This window comes from Mobiluncus curtisii ATCC 43063, from assembly GCF_000196535.1.
In the GTDB taxonomy this organism is placed as follows: Bacteria; Actinomycetota; Actinomycetes; order Actinomycetales; family Actinomycetaceae; genus Mobiluncus; species Mobiluncus curtisii.
The window spans coordinates 237,721-258,990 of record NC_014246.1 but is presented as its reverse complement, the minus strand read 5'-3'; the positions used below and the strand labels follow the sequence as shown (position 1 = coordinate 258,990).

At 53.2% G+C, this 21,270-nt stretch carries 16 protein-coding genes; 13 read left to right on the top strand and 3 right to left on the bottom strand.

Annotated features, from left to right (window positions below; all coding sequences use genetic code 11):
* Positions 1 to 2: 2 nt before the first annotated feature.
* The gene (locus HMPREF0573_RS09870; RefSeq protein WP_231294252.1) at positions 3 to 203 is read right to left on the bottom strand and encodes a helix-turn-helix transcriptional regulator; all 201 of its coding nucleotides are present in this window, start codon (positions 201 to 203) and stop codon (positions 3 to 5) included.
* A gap of 121 nt (positions 204 to 324) precedes the next feature.
* On the opposite strand from HMPREF0573_RS09870, the gene HMPREF0573_RS01060 reads away from it, so the two are divergent.
* From HMPREF0573_RS01060 to HMPREF0573_RS01000, 13 genes are all read left to right on the top strand, one after another.
* Positions 325 to 864 (top strand): N-6 DNA methylase, encoded by a 540-nt coding sequence (locus tag HMPREF0573_RS01060; RefSeq protein WP_004009945.1) that lies wholly within the window; start codon positions 325 to 327, stop codon positions 862 to 864.
* 96 nt (positions 865 to 960) lie between these two features.
* Positions 961 to 1,608 carry a type IV toxin-antitoxin system AbiEi family antitoxin domain-containing protein gene (locus tag HMPREF0573_RS01055; RefSeq protein WP_013188656.1) on the top strand — a complete coding sequence of 216 codons (648 nt, stop codon included), beginning with the start codon at positions 961 to 963 and terminating at the stop codon, positions 1,606 to 1,608.
* The gene (locus tag HMPREF0573_RS01050; protein ID WP_013188655.1) at positions 1,605 to 2,492 is read left to right on the top strand and encodes a nucleotidyl transferase AbiEii/AbiGii toxin family protein; all 888 of its coding nucleotides are present in this window, start codon (positions 1,605 to 1,607) and stop codon (positions 2,490 to 2,492) included. Before HMPREF0573_RS01055 ends, HMPREF0573_RS01050 begins: the two co-directional genes overlap by 4 nt.
* An 861-nt stretch (positions 2,493 to 3,353) precedes the next feature.
* A complete protein-coding gene (locus HMPREF0573_RS01045; RefSeq protein WP_041797857.1) occupies positions 3,354 to 4,949 on the top strand; it encodes an ATP-dependent nuclease in 1,596 nt (531 codons plus the stop codon).
* On the top strand, positions 4,939 to 6,645 hold the full coding sequence (locus HMPREF0573_RS01040) for a UvrD-helicase domain-containing protein (RefSeq protein ID WP_013188653.1): 1,707 nt from the start codon (positions 4,939 to 4,941) through the stop codon (positions 6,643 to 6,645). Before HMPREF0573_RS01045 ends, HMPREF0573_RS01040 begins: the two co-directional genes overlap by 11 nt.
* Positions 6,646 to 6,913: 268 nt before the next feature.
* A complete protein-coding gene (locus HMPREF0573_RS01035) occupies positions 6,914 to 7,801 on the top strand; it encodes a patatin-like phospholipase family protein (protein ID WP_004008211.1) in 888 nt (295 codons plus the stop codon).
* Between the two features lie 136 nt (positions 7,802 to 7,937).
* Positions 7,938 to 10,766, top strand: coding sequence for a YhgE/Pip domain-containing protein (locus HMPREF0573_RS01030; RefSeq protein WP_041798115.1), 2,829 nt, complete (start codon positions 7,938 to 7,940; stop codon positions 10,764 to 10,766).
* Entirely contained in the window at positions 10,763 to 13,114 is a 2,352-nt protein-coding gene (locus tag HMPREF0573_RS01025; protein WP_013188651.1) for a YhgE/Pip domain-containing protein, read from the top strand. Before HMPREF0573_RS01030 ends, HMPREF0573_RS01025 begins: the two co-directional genes overlap by 4 nt.
* A gap of 248 nt (positions 13,115 to 13,362) precedes the next feature.
* Entirely contained in the window at positions 13,363 to 15,033 is a 1,671-nt protein-coding gene (locus HMPREF0573_RS01020) for an FAD-binding oxidoreductase (protein WP_041797854.1), read from the top strand.
* A 2-nt stretch (positions 15,034 to 15,035) separates the two neighbouring features.
* Positions 15,036 to 15,959 carry a diacylglycerol kinase family protein gene (locus HMPREF0573_RS01015; protein ID WP_013188649.1) on the top strand — a complete coding sequence of 308 codons (924 nt, stop codon included), beginning with the start codon at positions 15,036 to 15,038 and terminating at the stop codon, positions 15,957 to 15,959.
* Positions 15,956 to 16,570: a TetR/AcrR family transcriptional regulator gene (locus HMPREF0573_RS01010; protein ID WP_013188648.1), complete on the top strand. Its 615-nt coding sequence runs from the start codon at positions 15,956 to 15,958 to the stop codon at positions 16,568 to 16,570. Before HMPREF0573_RS01015 ends, HMPREF0573_RS01010 begins: the two co-directional genes overlap by 4 nt.
* A complete protein-coding gene (locus tag HMPREF0573_RS01005) occupies positions 16,567 to 18,141 on the top strand; it encodes a glycerol-3-phosphate dehydrogenase/oxidase (protein WP_013188647.1) in 1,575 nt (524 codons plus the stop codon). The genes HMPREF0573_RS01010 and HMPREF0573_RS01005 overlap by 4 nt, the downstream gene beginning before the upstream one ends.
* A complete protein-coding gene (locus HMPREF0573_RS01000) occupies positions 18,128 to 18,355 on the top strand; it encodes a LysR family transcriptional regulator (protein WP_236585920.1) in 228 nt (75 codons plus the stop codon). The genes HMPREF0573_RS01005 and HMPREF0573_RS01000 overlap by 14 nt, the downstream gene beginning before the upstream one ends.
* Positions 18,356 to 18,491: 136 nt before the next feature.
* Here the strand turns inward: HMPREF0573_RS01000 and HMPREF0573_RS00995 are convergent, their stop codons facing one another.
* Positions 18,492 to 19,565: a bile acid:sodium symporter family protein gene (locus HMPREF0573_RS00995; RefSeq protein WP_004008203.1), complete on the bottom strand. Its 1,074-nt coding sequence runs from the start codon at positions 19,563 to 19,565 to the stop codon at positions 18,492 to 18,494.
* Positions 19,566 to 19,752: 187 nt separating this feature from the next.
* Positions 19,753 to 21,183 carry a hypothetical protein gene (locus HMPREF0573_RS00990; protein ID WP_004008202.1) on the bottom strand — a complete coding sequence of 477 codons (1,431 nt, stop codon included), beginning with the start codon at positions 21,181 to 21,183 and terminating at the stop codon, positions 19,753 to 19,755.
* Positions 21,184 to 21,270 lie beyond the last annotated feature (87 nt).

The window sequence follows — 21,270 nt, the reverse complement described above, 5'->3', positions numbered from 1 at the left end:
GGCTAGTCCCAGAACAGCTCGTCAAGCGTCTTGCCGAGCTTCTTGCAGATGAGCTTGCAGAGATTGAGGCTGGGATTGTAGTTGCTGGCCTCGATGCTGCAGATGGTCTGGCGGGTTGCGCCGACGTCCTTGGCAAGCTCGGCCTGCGACAGTCCCGCCTCCTTGCGCGCGGCGCGCATCCTTTCGTTTCGTTTCTGAATCACGCTCTTCTCCTCCGCGAAGCAATGGTAAATGTCAAATATATCCGACATGAAAAGTATCCACGATATTTCTCTTAATGTCAAATATATATGACACGAAACGCCCCGCATCGCCGCATGGGCGGTGAGTCGCGCCTGCATCGTGCCGAACGGCGTGCTGTTCCGCAGTAACTCGAAGGCCTACGAGCAGCTGCGTCGCGAGCTGGTGGAAAACCAGAAGCTTGAGACCATAATCTACATGCCGTCCGGCGTTTTCAAACCCTACTCCGGGGTGAGCACCGCGATTCTGGTATTCACCAAGACTGACGCGGGTGGCACCGATGATGTGTGGCTCTACAATATGGAGGGCGACGGTTACACTCTCGACGACAAGCGCGACCCCGATGAAAAGCACGATGACATCCCCGACATCCTGAGCCGCTGGCACAATCTCGGTGCCGAGCGCGACCGTGCTCGCACCGAGAAGAGCTTCCTGGTGTCCAAGAGCGAGATTGTAGAGAACGGCTATGACTTCAGCTTTAACAAGTACACGGAGACTGTCTACGAGCGCGTAGAGTATCCGCCCACCGAGGAAATCCTGGATGACCTGGCCGACCTGAACAGGCAGATGACTGAGAGTCTCGCGGAGCTTCGCCGTATGCTCGGTGGTGGTCAGAATGACTAACAAACCCCAATTTGTAGACCTGGGAAGCGAAAGAAACGAAGTCCTTTCTATTCTTGATGTGGTTGCGTATGTCTGCTAAAAGCGTACAATTGCAACGTGACTTATTCGAATCACATAGCTGCTCTCAACGAGCTCTCCGCCTCGGAGGGTGTCTTCACCACGGCTCAAGCCGCACGGCTTGGAATCACGCGCAATGCCCTGTCCCAAGCCGTGGTCTCCGGCCGAGCCGAGCGAATAGCGCACGGCGCATACCGGCTTGCCGGAACACAAGGCGATTTCATAGACGAGCTTGCGGCTGTCTGGAAGCTAACTGATCCAGCCGCATTCACCCACGAGCGCATAGAGGTCGGCGCCTGGGACGGAATCGTCATCGGCGGAGCGACTGCGGCAAGTCTGCAGAACCTCGGCGACTTCTACCTGTCACCGTATCGCATCTACGCACCGCGTAGAATTAATTCCCGCATGAAATCCGCGAGTTTCGCCATCAGAAGAGTCAACCCGGACGACGTGGGCTGGATTAAGGGGCTACCTGTTACACTTCCCGAACGAACGCTCGTCGATCTTTGCCTGGACAACGAAGAATGGTCTTTGGTGGAAGACGCCTTCAACTCTGCGGGAAATCTCGACTATGACCGCCTGGTGAAGATAATTGCCGACCAGCCGGAGAGGAAGAGCGTCCAGGAATCGTTATCGGCGATTCGCGGACTCATGGAACAGCACCTCGACAAGGAGTGCGCCAGATGAGATACCAGACTCCAGCGGCACTCGAGATGGCTGCAAAGGCGGCAACCAGACGATCGGCGCTCGACACGGGTCGAGCCATGACCGGGTTCTATTTCCACAGACTTCTTTGCCGTATTTTCAGCGACCCGCATCACGCTTTCGTGCTTAAAGGCGGCCAGAGCATGCTCGCCCGAACCGTGGACGCGCGTGCGACGAAGGATATCGATCTGCTCTGCAGGGAGCGTTCTCTGGAGCGTGCCCTCGAAGAGCTGAAGAGGCTTGCCTCTGCGGACCTTGGCGATTACATGCGGTTCACGCTTACATCCGCTGACCCGATAAAGGTAGAGGACGAATATCGGAGCGGACTGCGTGTTGTTTTCCTGCCTATGCTCGGCGCGAAGAGCCTGCAGCCCATTGCCATCGACCTCGTTGTCGACGAGGTTCCCCTAGAACGTGCGGAACTCGTCACCCCTGCGGACAGGATTGAGGTCGAAGGGCTGCCGGTATGCGACTATCTGGTCTATCCCGTCGAGAGCGCGTTGGCGGATAAGCTCTGTGCACTGGTTGAAAGGCACGACAGGAGAGCCTCCTCCCGTGTGAAGGATCTTGTTGATATTGCGGTCTATGCGGTGACATGCTCCATAGATGGAGGAAAGCTACGAGAGCGCGTGCTACAGGAAAGCGCCGTGCGCGGCATCGCCCTACCTGAGACATTTTGCATCCCAGATGAATGGGGCGCTCCTCATGAGCGGCAGTACGAGAGGCTGTGCTCCCAGACCGGTCTGCCCCATTCGCTTCGGAGCATTGACGCGTCAGTCGAACTCGCAGGCAGACTTTTCAATCTTGTGTATGCCGGTTTTGCAGATGGTATGACCTGGAATCCGGTAACGTGCGAATGGGAGTAGGCATCCACGTCCTCAAATGAGCAGTGCTTCCAGTCGGGCAAATTGAGGGCACATGGAAAATCTCCGGGTTTTTTGAGGGAGGAACCCATTGGGCCTCGCTCTAGTTTTATAAGGAAGAGATGCTCCCCGGCGGGTTCTTTCAGTCTGCAGTTCGGTATGCAATAAAAGGGGTGTCGCACCATGTGGCTGTGGCGATGTGGTGAGAGGCTCCCGCGAGCAGGCGCACAGCAATGGGATGCCCGATCAGATGTCGTTGCCCATGGTGCGGAGCGCTTCGTCTAGCTCGTCTTTCCTGACACGCAGAAGTCTCCCAATCCTTATGGCGGGAACCTCCTGCCGCTCGGTGAGCTTGTAGACAACGTATTCGATACGAGCAGGTAGTCCGCGGCCTTCGGCAAGTCCATGAAGCCGTCGGGCAGGTCGTTCGCATCGGAGGTCAAGAATGCAGCAGATCCTCGTATCTCCGCCCCGGCATTCTCGCGGTTACGTAACTATTATCGGACAAGTCAGCATTCGCGGCTTTATCCCCTTGCAGGGGTCCGCTCCTGTGTGAAAATCTCGTCTGCCATGTGTCACCTCTCGTTTGGCATCTATTCAAATTAAATTCTCTTAATGCCAAGGAGACCTTTCCTTGGACGACATCTAGAAATCTAATAGTTCTTTCGCGGTCCCGTAACGCGGCACAGGACTCTAGGCCACGCTAAGCCACTGTAAGACGCTTTTCTGGAAACAATTCCCCGCAGAATTGGCCACAATAGATTTCGTCGATGTCGTCTAACACTCTCCAGGTGAGATAATGCTGTAGAGCATTAGAGTGTTATAAAGACCCTTGGAGCTATCGGCGAAAGAATAGGACAGACGGTGAAGATATCTTCGATAACAATCAAAAACCACAGCCGACTACCTGACTGCGTGTTGGATGTTCGGAACAATTTGATACTCGTAGGTCCGAACGGAAGTGGAAAGAGTTCGTTAATCAGGTGCCTTGACCTGCTCTTGGGCAAAAGCATGCAGCAACTGTATTACAGCATCAGCAATTCTGATTTTCGGGATGCAGAGCAACCTCTTTTTATTGAAGCGAAACTAACAAACCTTAACAGTGACGAACTCTCCTTTTTCCCAGATGAAGTAGACGTCCAAGACAACTCCCTGACGATTCGATTGGAAGCAAATCTCAACGGCGAGGATCTCACCATTAGCCGCTTCTTCCCATATGGGGTTGGTAATGCCCCTTTAAGCTCAGCACAACTTAAAATCACCGGATGGAATATGGTCCCATCCGACTTTTCGACGAAAACGCTCGCCCCAGGCCGGAGGAACATCGTCGATGATTACCTTAAAGAAATCGATGCATCGGGCGATCAGGTTAAGTTGGGGGAAGCGATAGACGCGCTTGGCAGCGCCATTAATGACTCCAACGCCTTTACCGGCGCTTTGAGCTCCTTGGCCTCTAAGCTCAATCCGGCGCTAGAGGGTGGAGTGACAACCGAAAATCTCCGATTCGTCCCAGGGGCAGCAATCGAGGGGAATCTTTTAAGCGATGTGCGGCTTGAGATGAAGGATAAGTCTGGCTCTATGCGGGAGGTAACCGAGCAGTCAGATGGCACGAAGGCTCTAATCTCGTTTGCAATATTTGGACTGATTAATTCGAACGGGATTATCGCGATTGATGAGCCTGAAACTCATCTTCATCCGTCTGCGCAGCGAAATTTGATGCAGGTACTGCAGTCTTCGGATAGGCAGCTAATAATTGCTACGCATTCCGGTGTTGTTGCGAGCGAGTTTAGCCCGGACAACATTGCGGCAATGCGAGAATCCATGCCTCCCGCTCAGCCAAAGAGTGGATTCCTCGAAGGGCAAGAGGACCAGAAAATGCTTGCCAGATGGTGGATTAGCAGCCGAATTGAGTTGCTAACAGCTAGGAATATCATTGCCGTAGAAGGTCAGTCGGACAGAATGGTAGTAGAACGGGTTGCCGAGTTAGTCGGAAATCACTTGAAAAGAGATGGTATTGAGATTCTCGAGGCAGGTAGTTGCAATGAAATGCCGTACGTTATGGACATTTTTGGCGCCAATGGGTTTGGAAAGCAAGTAAGTATTCTGATTGATGAAGACGCTGAAAATAAGACAGCCAGCGCACTCAGTATTGCACTCAAAGATCTCGCTTCAAAATCCGTGTTCGTATCGAGAGTCGATCTCGAAGACGAGTATGTGGCGGCTATTGGATCCAGCTCACTTTGGGAAGCGCTCGGCAAATCTAACCTGTTTCCTCCAAACAGGCTGAAATGCTGCCGTATTGCCAGAGGAGCCAGTCTGCCAAGCGCAACCGAATTGGCAACCTTCTGCAGGAGGAAGAGAAACAAAATCGCTTGCGCTATAGTCGCGTGCAGCCTCATGGATGGTACTTCTGCTTCAAGGTTATCCAGCGTTGTAGAGATGCTTAATAATGCCGTCTAGCACGAATCCAGCAACTCAAGAGCAGCAAGAAATCTACGATTACGAAGCGTTCGACATGGTTATCACCTCTCCGGCGGGGTGCGGCAAAACAGAAGCTCTTGCATATAGGGCTAAAGGGCTTCTCGAACGATTCGATTTCTCCGGAAACGGCAGGAAGCTTCTCATTGTCGCATTCACGAATCAGGCGCGGGACAATATTACTGAACGACTAGCAAAGTACATCAGCGTTCAAGCATTGAAGCGGCACGTTACTGTGTGCAACTTTCACGGCTTGGCGTCAAGAATAATTAAGGCGCATGGAAACGTTGTTGGCATCGACGACACTTGGGAAGTCGCGAGTTTCGATTGGACGAGGAAAGTCGTTCAGAAACTGAATTGCGACAAAGAGACAAGAACGCAAGTGGAAAATGCCCTGAGGACTGCAAAGCTCACTTGTCTGTCTGACGATGGGGTTATGGAAGCGCTCCAGGCGGAAAGTGGCCAGATTGGGCGGCTGGCGACATCAATTGAATACAGTCGTCGCGAGCGAAAGATTGTTACATACGATGATCAGATAAGAACCGCATTATGGATACTGCAAGACGAGAGGGTCGCACGGTTGTACGAAAATCACTTCTTTGCGGCACTCGTCGACGAGTTTCAGGATTTGACACCTCAGCAATTGAAGCTTGTCAAAGCGCTGTGCGGAAATAACATTTCGTATGCAGGAGACCTTGCGCAAAGTATTTTTTCGTTTGCGGGTGCGGATGCGAGCTTTACGTATCGGGAAATCTCCAAGAGTTGTGGCAAGCAAGTCAAATTGATCAAATCATTTCGGTCAGCACCAGCAGTACTAGATGCAGTCAACTCGCTTTCCACGCTAACTGATAGCGAGAACCTATCTACTGCTATGCCCTTCCATTGGGGTGATGGCGGGCTTTCGGGCTATTCGTGTTTTAGGTCTGAGGAAGATGAAGCCAGATGGGTAGTGGCCATGTCACAGGCAATTTTGTGGCACTGTCCAAATCAACGAGTTGGTATTGTGACCAGGACGGGTTTCCGATCAAATGCTATTAAGCATATTCTTGCGTCGGAGAAAATTGGTTATACCGACTGGGGAAACGGGCTATTTAGACCTGAGGTGGCAAAGACCCTACGAAACATTTGTGACGATATGGAAGGCAAATCCTTTGATGGCACGCTGGAAATCTATCGGTACATAATGGAGCAGGCCGCTCAAGCTCAAGGGGGATTGCCCGAGGAACTCGAAGAGGCGAGCGCGTGGCTTTTTGATCAGATTTTGCAGCACAAAAATGGCCTTTCTGTAATACCTGAGATCAGGCGGTGCATCGCCGAAAGAAAAGGCAATGAGACGATGGCAACACGTGTCGGTATACATTGCCTCACAGGACACGCCGGGAAAGGCCAGCAATTCGACTGGGTATTCATTGTTGGTCTTGAGCAGGGATCGATACCGTTCTACAAGGCAGGCACAAAGGAAGAGTTAAAGGAAGAGGCGAGGATTCTTTCGGTAATGATTTCTCGCGCGAGAATCGGATTCGTGGCTACTTCGACCTTAATCAGCCCCTATAACTACTCTCGAGAACCTTCAAAATTCCTTCCTTATCTTCAAAAGAATCCGAGTTTCCTCAACAATAAAGATCGGATCGAGGAATGGTGTGCTGCTGCAGACTGGGCAACCATTGCTCAGATGTAATGCGCCTTACCCGGCTGTCAATTGTGGTAACAACAGCAAATAGCAGACGGGCGTGTAGTCAGGTGCGTGCAAGAAATCCACGTTTCTGCAGTTCAAACGGTTACTCTTCAGTCGGGTGAAAATACTCTTCCCGGGTGACTACAGAACATGTAGTCACCACTGACTACACGGAAACGGGCTCTGTAACGATTAAGTGGGAATAAACGTGTGACTCTCCCGATGCGGATTACCAGGTCAAGCCCTACGATGGGTTCAGAGGTGACTTGAAATGCAACGGTTTGAAAACAATGTCTTTGACACGGCTTTGCTGTTTGAAGGCGGGGCTATGCGGGGCAGCTACAGCGGGGGAGCAGTAAACGCCCTGTTGGAGGCTGAAGTTTACGTGGACTACGTGGCAGGGATTTCTGCGGGGGCAACCTGCCTGGTGAATTATCTGGCTCGGTTGCCGCAACGCTCCCGGCGCTGTTTTGTTGATGTTTCTACCGATCCTGCTTTTGGCGGCTGGAAGACCGCCATCAAAGGTAAAGGGATTTTTGATACCCATCACATGTACTACGACATGACCGAACCAGGGGGAATGCTGGAACTGGATTATGAACGGTTTGCGGCTAACCCAGCGCTGTGGCGTGTAGGGGTGTACAACGCTGAGCGTGGAGAAAATGTTTATTTCTGTGCAGACCAGGTGGACACGGAGCAAAAGCTGACCCATGTGTGCAAGGCTTCTGGATCCATGCCGATTGCTACCCCGGTCACCTACATCGCCGGGGAGGCTTGCATGGACGGTGCTATAGGTCCCAGCGGTGGGATTCCTCTAGATGTGGCGCAGGCAGATGGTTACGAAAAGTTTCTGGTCATCCTGACACGACCGCGGGATTATGTTAAGGAAAACCGTCTGCCCGATTGGATTTATCGGTCTTTGCTGGCGCGTTATCCACGGGCGGCGCAGGCCTTGGTAGACCGTCCCGCGAATTACAACCGGACCCGGGCGGAGCTGGAACGCTTGGAGGCTGAGGGCAAGGCCTACGTGTTTTATCCCGAACATATGGGGGTGGCGAATTTCGAAGATAATCCCGCCAAACTGGAAGAAAATTTTGCTGCCGGATACGAACAGATGCAACGTGAACTCCCAAAGGTCAAAGAGTTCTTAGGGCTGTAAAGTCGCGTGGGATTCCTAGCCTGAATCTGGCTGTGAACGCTCAAAACACCGCGCGAACCCGGAATCTTCCATGTTGGATTTCGCATGGAAGACCGCGCGAACTACCAGAATTCCAACACAGGGTTATGATTGGGGAGTGAAAGATAGCTGGCGGGTGTTCACCCGTGACGTGAAGCGGATTATTGCGGTTCCGCGGTCCCTGATTATCATCATCGGCATCTTAGTCACCCCAGCCCTCTACACTTGGCTGAATATTGCGGCCTTTTGGAACCCTTATAAGGCAACGGAAAACCTGCCCATAGCGGTAGTGAATAATGATGTGGGAGCGGCATCTGCACTGACTGGTCAGCTCAATGTTGGCGACCTAGTAGTCGAACAACTGTCCGAGAATAAACAGCTCGGCTGGCAGTTTACGGATCAGGACACGGCCAATCACAAAATCAGAGCCGGGGAAGTTTATGCGACTTTCGTCATCCCTCAGACCTTTAGTAAAGATTTGGTAGATATTTTCAGCGGTCAACGCCACCAGCCGACCATCGAATACTATGTGAATGAAAAGAAAGGTGCTATTGCGCCAAAAATTACCGATGTCGGAGCAAATGAACTTGATATTCAAATCACGTCTACTTTCCGAGGCCAGGTTGGCGAAGCCATTGCACAGTCTTTGCGCGATGGTGGGTTAGAGATTGACGCAAATGTTGTCGGTGCTCAGGGTAGTGCTTTAGATGCCTTAAGCGGTATCAACCGGGATTTAGCTGATGCGCAAGTCGCCTTGGATTCAGCCAGTACGTCTCTGACGGGTTCCTTAGAGACTATGAAAAAAGTCCGGGCTGCGCTGGCTGCAGCTGACCCCGCATTGGCTGATGTTTCTGCGGCTTTGAGCAACTCCCAAGACATTTTAGGAACGATCGTCTCCGATGCTTCCGAATTCGCGGTCACGGCGGGGCAAGCCAGCATTAACGCCCAAAAAGCGCTCAATGAGTCCTCGGCGGCCGCGGGTTCGGCGGTATCGAATGCGACGAGTAAACTCACCGAAATGAACTCGCAGCTGCAATCCGGTATTCAGCGGGCGAATGCTTCGACAGCGAAAATGCGTGATCAGATTGCGGTTTTACAAGGTTACCCGCAGACACAAAAGCTCGCTGCGAAGTTGAATTCCCAGCTGAGCGACATGCAGAATCTGCTCGCTAAGGTCGGGAAAACCGGATCAGATGCGGCAAATGCCAGCGAGGATTTGCAGGCGCTAATGAAAGCCTTTGATCAGGCTCAGACCGATGTGCAAAGAGTTACCACTGGTCTGCGTGAACAGTCCAATCAGGCTGCATCCACATTAAATGCCCGGGTGACGCAGCTGTCGGCACAGCTGGGAGCCATCAAATCCGCGGTGGGTGTTGCGCGAATTTCCCTTACGGAAATTTCTGCGCTGACCCACGGAGTTGATGACCAGATTGTGAACATGCAAAACGTGCTTGACCAGGTGCAGGGCAACCTGAATGGGCTGGCCAGTACGACTCGCGTGGCGCAAACCGATGTGGCGACTCTGGCCACTGCGCTGCGGACCGGAACCTTGGAAAAAGTCATTGGTTTGGACCCGACCAATATCGGACGCTATCTGACCTCACCTGTGGAATTTGACCAACAAACGCTCTTCCCCATCAACTCTTATGGTTCGGGAATGGCGGCCATGTTCATCAATCTTTCCCTGTGGATTGGTGCGCTTATCCTGGTCATTATTTTCCGGGTGGAAGTCGATAAAGAGGGCTTTGGCTGGTTGAGCTTGCGCTCGGCTTATCTGGGACGATTTATGCTCTCTGGTGTGCTGTCTATAGGGCAGGGGTTGATTGTCAGCGTGGGCAGTTTACTAATGGGAGTTCAAGCGGTCAATGCTCCCGCTTTTATTGCTACATCCATGCTGATTGGGCCGTGTTATTTGGCAATTATCTATGCTTTAGCGGCCGCTCTCAGTCACGTTGGTCGAGCCCTGGCAATCTTACTGGTGGTGTTGCAGATTCCCGGCGCCTCGGGCATCTATCCGATTGAGCTCATGCCCGGATTCTTCCGCCAGCTTTCCCCAATGCTCCCGTTTTCCTATGGTATCAACGCGATGCGAGAAACTATCGGCGGGTTCTATGAGGGGCGTTTCTGGCATGTTATGGCGGTTTTATTGATTATGAGCGTCACGGTGTTCCTGTTGGGGTTTGTGGGGAGGCGTCGCTTGGGTTACTTCACCCAGCTGTTCTATGACGAGTTGGCTCGCACTGAACTGGTCGTGAATGAAAACGTGCAGCTGCAAAGCCCTGGTTATCGGTTGAGTAACATCATTGCGCTGCTGGGCAACCGGAAAGAATTTTCCACCCGTATCAGTCGACGTCAAGAAAATTTCAATGCTCGTTATCCCGCTTTGATTAATGGACTGAGCAGCGTGGGGATTTTGGGACTGGTTGTGCTGGGGTTGATTTCCCGGCTCACCTCCGCCAGTAAGCCAGCGCTTCTGGGCATAGTAGCGATTTGGGGACTGGTCATTATTGGGTCGCTGGTTAACGTGGTCGCGCTAAAGAGCTCAATAGAACGGGCCGAAAGGCTGTCGCATCTGACGGAAGATGAGCTTTTCGAGAGCCTCGCCCGCCAGCGAGATGCAAATGCTACCAAAACCACTACTCGGTCGGAGAGCCTGAACAGCGGACATAACTCGAGCCGCGGTGAACGCCACCTGATTACCGCGTCGGAGCAGGAAGACGACGCGGTGGAATCCGTTCTGGGGACCGCCGTCGGAACATTGGATGAAATCGGAGGCGAAAGCGCGGGGAACAACCCCGAGGAAACTCAGAACGAAACCGTGGACCAATCTGCTGATGAAATCCCGGACGAATCCCAGGATTTAGCCCGGAACGACGCAGCGGATCAAAGTACCGAGAAGCCGACGGGCGAAACCGATGCCTCAGTAACCGGGGAGGCAGCACGATGAACAAAGTACTTTTTATCATTCGTGACGACTTCCGCCAGATTCGCAGCAGCGTCATGGTTCGGATTTTCATGGTTCTGTTGATTACCGTGCCCTTGTTCTTCACCTGGTTCAACGTACTGGCGACCTGGGATCCTTTCTCGAATTCGGGACGTTTGCAGATTGCCGTGGCCAGCACCGATGAGGGTTACACCAGCAAGCTCCTGAACGTCAAAGTTAATGTGGGGGATACGGTACTCAAGGAACTGGCCGTGAATGACCGGTTCGACTGGGTTCTGACCAGCAAAGATCAGGCTTTGGAAGGTGCACGCTCAGGGGAGTATTACGCGGCAATTGTGTTGCCGGAGGATTTTTCGCAGTCCATGTTCACGTTCTATGCCGGCGGGGCCGCCCCGGCGGATATCACGCTGTACACCAACGAAAAGAAGAACCCACTGTCCGCCAATCTCACTACGCAAGGCGCTCAGGGTGTCACCGCGCAAATTAACACGACTTTTTCGCGAACCTTGGCCGAAGTCGCCGTGGGTATTGCCGAGGACGTGTCCTCCTACTTGGGCACTGCCGACACTCAGGCGGCCTTGGATCGGCTGAGCAACCGCCTCGAATCCCTCTGTGCACAACTGAATTCCGGGGCGAATACAGTCAGTTCTCTGTCTACCGTGATAGGTTCGGCGGTGCCCCTGGCCACAGGGGCTAAGCAGCTGGCTGCGGGGGTGCAGGACTCTTTCGATGAGGCTGTTGGCGACACAGTTGGTTCCGGGGTCAATAGTACCGGGGGGACGGATAATCCCTTCGCGGTTGTTTCCTCTGGGCTCGATGATGCTGTGAGCCTGGCCGCAGGCAATATTTCCAACCTGCAAAATCAGTTGGACAACTTGCTGGATTCGGCCAATAGCACCACCCAAAGCACCGCTGCTGCAATCGAAGAGCTGCAGACCTTGTTGAATAAACAAATCAGTGGATTCCAAAAGACTCGGGACGTAATCGAGCAGTCACTGGGCTCGGACGGGGCGGATTTGCTGGGGAAGGATCCGACTGTAGACCGGTTCCTGGCCGAGATGGACGCGGCGGTTGCTCGCCAACAAAGCCTGTCGAAGCAACTGGGCACTATCGCTGCTGACCTGCACCGGGGGGTGCCTCTCGATTCTGACCTGAGAGAGTCGGCCCACCTTGCCATGTCGGACGCGCAACAGGCTATTGACACGGCCCGTTCCCACTACGAGAACAACTTGCAGCCAAAGATTGAAAGCCTGCGCGAAAACCTGGATTCTGCCGGCAAGAATGAGGAAGTTTTCCGTTCATACCTAGAGGCGATGCGAGCCGACCTGTCGGAAAGTTCAGGCGGGATGATTGCGAGTATGCGCCGCTCCCAAAAGACCCTAGCCGATACCGCGCAAAAGATGCGTGACGGGGCTAGCCGCCTAGACCGGGCTCGTGAACAGATAACGTCCACTCGGGGGGAAGTGGACTTGGACCAAATCGCAACGACGTTGGGAGCTGACCCCAAAAGCTTTGCCCGCCTGATTTCTTCCCCCGTAGCAGTACAACGCAATGCGGTGTTCCCAGTCGCCACTTTCGGGGTGGGCATGGCTCCGCTTTTCACCGTCATAGCCCTGTGGGTTGGGGCGCTCCTGGCGGGGGTATTCCTGCGCACTGACATTTCTCCGAATGTGGGTCAACGCTACCTGGACAGCGTTGCAGACCGGAAACATCCGGATACAGCCGCTAGCGCGGATACGAATGCTGCGGAATCGTCACGATCAGCAGAACCAAGTACGAAATCGGGCGAAATAAGACCGACTCCAGCTGCGAAATCGGTCGTGAAAGCCGCAGTAAAAAAGCCTGTCTTCATCGGGGCTCAGGAGTACCTGGGACGCTACTTCATGTTTTGGGCAATAGGGATGGCTCAATCCACCTTGCTGATGATTGGGCTGATTGTGTTCGTGGAGATTGAACCGGCGCATCCCTTCCTGCTGATTTTGGCGGGATGGATCATTTCCACCGTCTTTACCAATATTGTTTATACGCTGGTCGTGGCGCTTTCCAATGCAGGCAAAGCCTTAGCCGTGGTGTTGCTGGTGTTACAGATTTCTGCCGCTGGCGGCGCCTATCCGCTGGAACTGCTACCGCAGTGGTTCCAAAACATCAGTCCCTGGCTGCCGGCCACGTATGCGATTAACCTGATGCGTTCAGCTATCGCCGGGATTTATGCGGGGGACTTTGCTTATAACTTGGTGATAATCCTGTTGTTCCTGATTCCGAACCTGGTGCTCGGGCTGGTCTTGCGGCATACGATTGCCGGGCGGATTCACGATATGACCAAAGCCATTGAAAAAACGAAGGTCATGTAGTCGGGGGCTATCCTTACGGGGACCAATTGGCATTGTTTCGTTTGTAAATTAACCATCAAAATGCCAAAAGGGCAGAAAACCACAACACAACCCGGACTACCACAAATAATTCGAGAAATCCTAGGCAAACTCGGTCACTAAAGTTGCACGAGTAGGGTTCAGTGGCGACCAAAGGTACGGAGTCGCGACTCGCCAAAATCTATCGCTTATCACCTTTACGGAATGTGTAAAGGTGATAAGCTGAGATTATGAGCAACGTCGCTGATTCTTTCGATTCTTTTAATTCTAATTTGGACTCGACGAATTCCGAGTGTTTGGTTCCCCTGCCTCCTATGGAGCACAACCTGTGGGGGACGCCAGATGAATCCAAAGAGCTGTCTGCCTCGGTGCAAAAACTGCTGCACAAACTGCTGGGAGTAGGGGAGCTGACGCTGCATCGTCGCACCACAGCACAGACGGAACTGTCCCCAATCCGTCTGGGCGATGCTGACCTTGCAGAGCTTGGGGAAATCGTAGGACCCGGCTACGTCACCACCGACAAAGAGCAACGCATCCGTCGCGCCCGCGGCAAGTCCTACCCTGACCTGGTCGATTGGCGGATGAATCGGGTGATTGAAGCTCCCGACGCGGTAGTTGCTCCGGGAACAGAAACGGAAGTCTGGGAGGTCCTCAAGTTCTGCAGCCGCGAAAAGATTGCGGTGGTTCCTTTCGGAGGGGGATCCTCTGTCGTAGGTGGTCTCAGTCCCAAGAAAGGCGGGATGCGGGCAGTCATCAGCATTGACCTGCGCCGCTTTGACCAGCTTGAGGACGTGGATCCGGTGTCTTGTGAAGCGACCTTCGGGGCGGGGCTCTCCGGACCGCACGCCGAGTTGCTGCTGGGCGAGTATGGTTTGCAGATTGGTCACTATCCGCAGTCTTTTCCTTATGCCTCCCTGGGCGGATTCGCGGCGACGCGGTCGTCGGGACAAAGCTCCGCTGGATATGGGCGTTTTGACGAGATGGTGCGTTCGCTGACCGTGGTGACCCCCAAGGGCATTATGGAAGTCGGATGGAAAGCGCCTATGTCAGCCGCCGGCCCCGATTTGCGTCACGTATTTTTAGGTTCCGAGGGTAGTTTCGGGATTATCACTAAACTGCGGTTACAGGTGCACAAGATTCCGCAGACTAAACGTTACGAGGCTTTTCGATTCCCAGATTTTGCAGCCGGCGCCGCTGCGGTGCGCGCTGTAGTACAGGAAGGCTGCGGTCCAACGGTGATACGCCTCTCTGACGAGATTGAATCCTCACTGAACCTGTCCAATACCGACTCGATGGGTTCCGCTGCGACCAGCAAAGTCGGATGCTTGTGCTTGACCATGTTTGAGGGCAGCGAAAATCACACCAAGTCCCGCCATGAAGAAACGCGGGCAGTGCTGCTGGCGCACGGGGGCACGTCGTTGGGCGAAATGCCGGTGCGGGAATGGGAACAGGGACGTTTTGGGGCTCCGGTACTGCGTGACGGATTGATTGACAACGGAGCTATCTGCGAAACCCTGGAGACCGCTACTGACTGGTCAAACATCACCAGGCTTAAGACCGCCGTGACAGAAGCCCTAACTACGGAGCTTGCTAAAACCGGCACGATTTCGGTGGTTATGTGCCACATCAGTCACGTCTATGCGGGAGGCTGTTCCCTATACTTTACGGTGGTGGCGGCGCAAAAGGGCGATGACCCCCAAGCTCAGTGGTGGCCCGTGAAACACGCGGCATCCCAGGCAATTATTGATGCGGGAGGGACAACTACACACCACCACGGGGTAGGCACGGATCACCGTCCGTTCCTGAAAGGCGAAATCGGCACACCCGCAGTGGAGCTTATCCGTGCGATTAAACACGAACTTGATCCGGTAGGGATACTGAACCCAGAGAAGCTGGTGTAGTGATGGAAAAAACGTTTGATCGTCACGAGATTCGGCATATTGCCCTGCTGGTGAACCCGGCTGCGGGTAAAGGGAAAAGCAGTGCCGCAGCAAAACTCGCCCACAGCGCTTTTGCGGAGGCGGGAGTGAAAGTAACGGTGTTGGCGGGAGCCTCCCCCCAGGAGTCCGATGAACTGATTCGGCGCAGCATTGACGATAGGTCTCTGGATGCCCTGGTGGTGTGCGGGGGAGATGGTCTGGTCAGCCTGGCTTTGCAAGCACAGGCGAAAACCACTGTGCCGTTGGGAATAATCCCAGCTGGAACTGGAAACGATCACGCTCGGGAGTATCGTATTCCGCTCGATCCCCGGCACGCCGTCAAGGTCATTACTTCCGGTTACGCCACCCGCACGGACCTCGGTCTGATGCGCGATGAGGAAGGGCGGGAGAAGTATTTCGGGACCATTGCCTGCATGGGGTTTGATTCATTGTCATCGGCTCGTGCCAACACGATTTCTTTTCCGCGGGGAGCTACACGCTACGTTGTGGCAGCTTTGATTGAATGGGTACGGTTTCGCCCGCACAATACCCGCATTTATGTCGATGGGCAGGAGGTCTGTTCCGGTCCAATCACCACCTGCGTAATGGGGAATACCAAGTCATACGGGGGAGGTCTGAAGGTGTGCCCCCATGCCAATCCTCGAGACGGACTGTTGGAACTTTCCATTTTGGGAGACCTGACGAAACTGGGAATGTTGCGCCATGCGGGTGTCTATAGTAACGGCACCTGGTGGAGATTACCCCAAGCACAGACCGCTCGTGGCAAGGTAATCCGCATCGAGATGCCCGCAGTCACCGCTTATGCGGACGGAGACGCCTACTTTGATTCTGCCATCGAGTGCACAGCCGTTCCCCACGCCGGATACTACCTGGTGCCACGCTCATGAAGACGCCAGGTTTCAGCTCCAAATCCCCGCAGCGGGAACACACGCCGGATGAAATGGCTATCGACCAGGCTATTGAAAAGGCTGCTCGAGATAGCCTCATCCGCAATGGATTTTCGCGCACCACCATCGCTCAGGTCGCCCGCGAAGCTGGGGTATCGCGCCCCACCGTGTATGCCCGCTATCACAATGTGACGCAGCTCGCTGCTGACACTCTGACACGAGAATTGCTGCCATTGGCGCAGCGGCTGCAAACGGTACCACAGACGGTGGAAGAGTTGGTGAAAATCCTGGTACAAGCCGCTCATGATTTGCAGCAAAATGAGCTGCTCGCTGCCATGATTGAGCGCGATCCGCAGCTGTTGCAAACCTATCAATTCCAACGCTTAGGTCGGGTACAAACCCGATTTATCGATTTGCTGGCACAGATTTTGGAACAGATGTCCCGTAACACTGAGTTGCGCGATGAAGACCCGCGTGTACTCGCTGCGATTGTGGTGGTGTCAGTGCAGACCGCCGCTGTACAACAAAATATTTTCCGAGCTGTGAGAGACGACGCTGACGTGTGGACCAAACAGCTAGAAGTACTGCTAAAGGAGTATTTGTTACCATGAAATTTTCGGCTGCTCTCAATGCGGCAAGGCGTCGCAACGACCTTGACGAGGTGATGAACGCGAACGAACCGGTGGATTTGGTGATAATCGGGGGAGGAATCACCGGGGTAGGTACGGCTTTGGACGCGGTGACCCGCGGGCTGAACACGGTATTAATTGAGAAACATGATTTGGGATTCGGGACGTCGCGCTGGTCGTCCAAGCTGGCGCATGGTGGTTTGCGATACCTGGCCAAGATGGATCTTCAGATTGCGCACAATTCGGCGGTGGAACGAGGAATCTTGATGACCCGTACGGCGCCACACCTGATTCACTCTTTGCCGCAAGTGACGGCCTTGGGGGCAGATACGAATTTATTTCAGAAGTCCGCGATGCGGCTTGGTTTCATCGCCGGGGATTTGCTGCGGATTTCGGCAGGGACTTCGAGTCGAGTCTTGCCTCACTCACACTACGCGTCACCTAAACAGACATTGGCGCTGTGTCCTGCGGTTTCACGAGACAGATTGCGCGGCGCTTGGGTTAACTACGATGGTCAAATGGTGGATGATGCCCGTATTGTTTCTGCCATCGCGCGGACCGCTGCCGGTTACGGTGCGAAAATTCTGACCCGCGTGGAGGCGTTGCGGATGTCTGCTCACGAGGTCCAGGTCCGCGACACGGTACGTGGTCAGACGGGGGTCATTCCCGCTAGAGCGGTCATTAATGCGACGGGCGTGTGGGCTGCCGGACTGGATACGGATATTCATATCCGTCCTTCTCGCGGCACGCATTTGATTTTCAGTGCCGAACGTCTGGGGAATCCGCGAGGTTCCCTCACGGTACCGTTGCCGGGGTCAATCTCTCGCTATCTGTTTATTTTGCCGGCACCGCACCATCGGGTGTACTTGGGATTGACGGATGAGGATAATCCCGGTCCGATTCCTGACGTGCCTGAGACTCCGGATGCGGATATCGATTTTCTGCTGCGTAACATCAACCTCGCTCTTGAACAGCCCTTGAGTTGCGATGATGTAATCGGGACGTTTACCGGGCTAAGACCCCTTATTGATAACGGTGGGGGAGGGGCAGCGGCAGATGTATCGCGTAAGCACGCCCTGATTCGTTCCTGTGAAGGTGCGTTTTCTGTAGTGGGCGGGAAATACACGGAGTACCGCCTGATGGCTGAGCAGTGCTTGGATCGGGTGCTGGCTGCAAGCGGGATTCGCGCCGGAGCTTGCCGTACCAGGGACTTGCCGATAATCGGGGCGCATCGTCACCCGGACTTCCGGGGAGTTTCGCGTGATGCCTTGGTGGGTTTACCCAAGCCTCTGGTGCGTCGGTTTGGGAGGGAAGCGCCGCTGGTGGCTCAGGCAGAGATTGCCCGACCTTTGGAATACTTGGATGGTACCGATGTGACGCGTGCCGAGGTAGCTTTTGCGCTGACTCACGAGGGAGCTATGAATGTTGCGGATATTTTGCAGCGTCGTACCAGGTTGGGGCTGGTGAAAGACGATGCCTCTCGGGTGGATGCGGAAGTCCAGGAGATTATTGCCGAAATAGCCGAAAAGGGGAATTACGATGTCATTGCCTAAATGGATGCTTATGTTGATAGCAAAGGTACAGGCTCGTCATCCCCTGGTGGTGGCTCGGGTGATACACCGATTGACCGCAAAGAAGCATCATAATGTCCCAAATGTTCCTGCCGCCGCGCCGCAGCTTCCCAGTAAGGGCACGGCGCATCTGACTTTGACCCGCACCGATGGGGTGCTGGCAGCTAATCGCGCCGCGAGAATCCCCGGTGCTTGAGGACCGCCTGCGGTGAGTCTCCATGCGTGAACGGTGAGACGTCACAAGGGTCGGTCGGGCGGTTTAACTGCCAGATAGGGTCGTTCTGTGGGAACGACCCTATCTGAATCCAGAATTTTGTTTGTATGGTTGTTGTTTAGCCCACACTTACGGGTGCGGTCGTAACCTCTTTCTCAGGTTGTGGGGATTTATTCGTTGATGTCTCGGCATTGCGAGCGGCTTCGCGTTCAGCCATGCGACGGTAAATGACCGAGAGTAATGCCCCAGACAGGTTGTGCCAGATGGAAAAGATAGCGCCGGGCAGGGCAGCTTCGGGAGTCATCGCAAAGTGGGTCTTTGCCAGAGTGGCAGCCATGCCAGAGTTTTGCATCCCGACTTCAATCGAGACCGTGCGTGACACCCGGTTATCCGCCCGCAGCAACTTCGAGAAGCCGTATCCCACGCCGTAACCCAGCATGTTATGCAGGATGACCGCGACCAAAACCAGCAGCCCGGTTGCCTTGATGGCGTCTACGGAGGCACTGACCACACCTGCTAAAACCGCGGAAATACCCAGGGTAGAGATCCAGGGGAGAGCCGGCAGGATTCGGTTGATGAACTTGGGGAAAGCCAGTCGTAGCACCAAGCCAGCCACAACGGGAACCAGCACCATCTTCACGATGCTCACCGCCATCGCCCCGGCATCCAACGGCATATATTTACCAGCCAGCCACTGCGTCAGCAGCGGGGTCATCATGGGAGCTAGCAGTGTAGAAATCGCGGTCATGGTGACGGAAAGAGCTACGTCAGCTTTCGCGAGGTAAGAGATCACGTTCGACGAGGTGCCACCGGGGGCGCATCCGACCAGGATCACACCTACAGCTACGGCATCGGGGAGACGTAGCACAGTAACGATTAATACCGCTAGTGCGGGCATGATGACGTATTGGGCGACAACACCCAGCAGGATGGGCCACGGTCTGGTGAATACCAAACGAAAATCCGGCAACGTTAGGGTCAGACCCATTCCGAACATAATGACACCCAAAAGAATCGCGACGTGCGGAGTAAGCATCCCAGCTGTAGCGGGGGAAAAGAATCCCCACAGGGCTGCCGCAATAATCAGAACTGGGAAAATCGTCACGGCCTTTAGGGCGCTGCGATCTTCGGGGGTAAGCGCTTTTGGCGCTACGGATTGGTTATCAGTTCGAGTATTTGTTTGAGTAGTCATGCTCCGACTATAGTCGTTTTGTCCATATAGCGGATAGCTGTATCAATATATGAGATAAAGATGGTGTTACCAAACCAAAGACGAGGTTTGAATTTGATTAAAATAGCATTTGTCGGTCGGTCAATGATTGATGATGCTCGCTACGACGCGGTATGCCGGTGGGTGTGGGTGTACCTAATAGGTTCCTCTAATGGTTATGGAGTTTCCGTAGTGCCGAGTCAACGAGTTTCATTTTTGTGGGTTCTGACTGCACCATCCAAGGTAAATATTTGTTGGTAATTATAGCCATCTGTTCATTAAGCGTGAGTGAATTGGAGAAGTTGGGCCGAGGAATGCCGGTGCTAGATTCATCATCGAGATACCATCGGAGTTGATTGAGTAAATGTACTCCTTTGACGGTTCCTATATTGCCAAGTTTAAAGCCGTGGAAGTTATGAGTCGCTAATGCTTTAGCAAAAGCATCTACTTTGAGAAATGCTTTATCGTTACCGATAGACTCTGCATCTGCATACATTACACCCAACAGAGCTTTTTGATTTGAAGACAATGAATTTGCAATTGTATCGATGCGAGATACGTATTTTGTAAAGGTGTCTGCACCTTGCGTGAGAGTAGTTTTACCCAAGGTGTTCGCTGCATCTTCGATTTGTAGACCGAGGCTTGGACCTTCTTCGGGATCAAGACCGGTATATTTGTTATATACACTGGCGGAGGCGTCAAAACGACCTAGAATACGTTTTAACGCATCTGAAAAACCGTCTAAATGAGAAGTATCTTCGAGGCGTGCTGCGGCGATTTGGTAATCATGTTGCCAAACTTTAATATCCAAGCGTGTAGCCCAGCGCCAATCGGATGAAGCATATTTAGCGGCAAGTACATCATTGTGAGGACGGTTCTTACGTTCGTTTGCTTCGTTAATCCTGAGATTATCTTGCTGCATTTGTTTGGATGAAACTGTGCGGGCGAACACTTCTAGCTTGTGAAAAAAAGACGATCCGGTTAAGTCTGCAGCAGTGAGATATTGACCATGATAATCAGAGCGTTGGTTGTTTTCAGTGGGGATGTTCCCCTTTGAATCGCTGAGAGCCTGAGTAAAGAAGCTGATGATATCGGTTTTGATGCCGTGAGCCTCTGAATCGCGCAGAAATAGTCCTTCGCTACCTTTATATCCGGAAATCCAATCCATAGCCACCAAGCTGGCGTCACTAGACGCCGCCTTGGTGGCGACGTTGTTGATGAGACCGACACAATCGTCGGCGTAGCTAGAAATGCGTTCCCTAAATTCAGAGTCGAGAGCTTCTAACAATTTATGTTCGTTAGCTTTATAGGCCTCATTTGCTGAGCAGGCTTTAAGTATTAAATCCCGGCGATGATTGTAATCTGTGACAAGTTCAGTTAGTGAGTCCTTTGAACGGTGTAGAATAGTATCAATTTTAGATAGATTACTAAAAGCGTCAGCGATAAAGTGCGCTTCGCTGTTAATATCTATAACGTCTCCCAGAATAGCCCGTAAACGAGAATTGCTTAGATTCGACTCTGAAGTAGAATCGATTCTGGTGTGAGAAATCTGCTGGGTGTATATCGACGGATTGTTGGATCCAATAAATATTTCGCTCACGTTTATAACTCCTCGTATTTTCCATTGTTGTTTAGCAAAACTATGGAGTTTTGGGTGGAGGTTACATTTTTCGCTGTTGTGGCGGTG

What these genes read in the sequence shown, in the direction of transcription:
- HMPREF0573_RS01050 (WP_013188655.1), top strand. Translation starts at nt 1,605, where the DNA reads ATGAGATACCAGACTCCAGCGGCACTCGAGATGGCTGCAAAGGCGGCA.
- HMPREF0573_RS01005 (WP_013188647.1), top strand. Translation starts at nt 16,567, where the DNA reads ATGAAATTTTCGGCTGCTCTCAATGCGGCAAGGCGTCGCAACGACCTT.
- HMPREF0573_RS01000 (WP_236585920.1), top strand. Translation starts at nt 18,128, where the DNA reads ATGTCATTGCCTAAATGGATGCTTATGTTGATAGCAAAGGTACAGGCT.
- HMPREF0573_RS01010 (WP_013188648.1), top strand. Translation starts at nt 15,956, where the DNA reads ATGAAGACGCCAGGTTTCAGCTCCAAATCCCCGCAGCGGGAACACACG.
- HMPREF0573_RS01025 (WP_013188651.1), top strand. Translation starts at nt 10,763, where the DNA reads ATGAACAAAGTACTTTTTATCATTCGTGACGACTTCCGCCAGATTCGC.
- HMPREF0573_RS01035 (WP_004008211.1), top strand. Translation starts at nt 6,914, where the DNA reads ATGCAACGGTTTGAAAACAATGTCTTTGACACGGCTTTGCTGTTTGAA.
- HMPREF0573_RS00995 (WP_004008203.1), bottom strand. Translation starts at nt 19,565, where the DNA reads ATGACTACTCAAACAAATACTCGAACTGATAACCAATCCGTAGCGCCA.
- HMPREF0573_RS01020 (WP_041797854.1), top strand. Translation starts at nt 13,363, where the DNA reads ATGAGCAACGTCGCTGATTCTTTCGATTCTTTTAATTCTAATTTGGAC.
- HMPREF0573_RS01015 (WP_013188649.1), top strand. Translation starts at nt 15,036, where the DNA reads ATGGAAAAAACGTTTGATCGTCACGAGATTCGGCATATTGCCCTGCTG.
- HMPREF0573_RS01040 (WP_013188653.1), top strand. Translation starts at nt 4,939, where the DNA reads ATGCCGTCTAGCACGAATCCAGCAACTCAAGAGCAGCAAGAAATCTAC.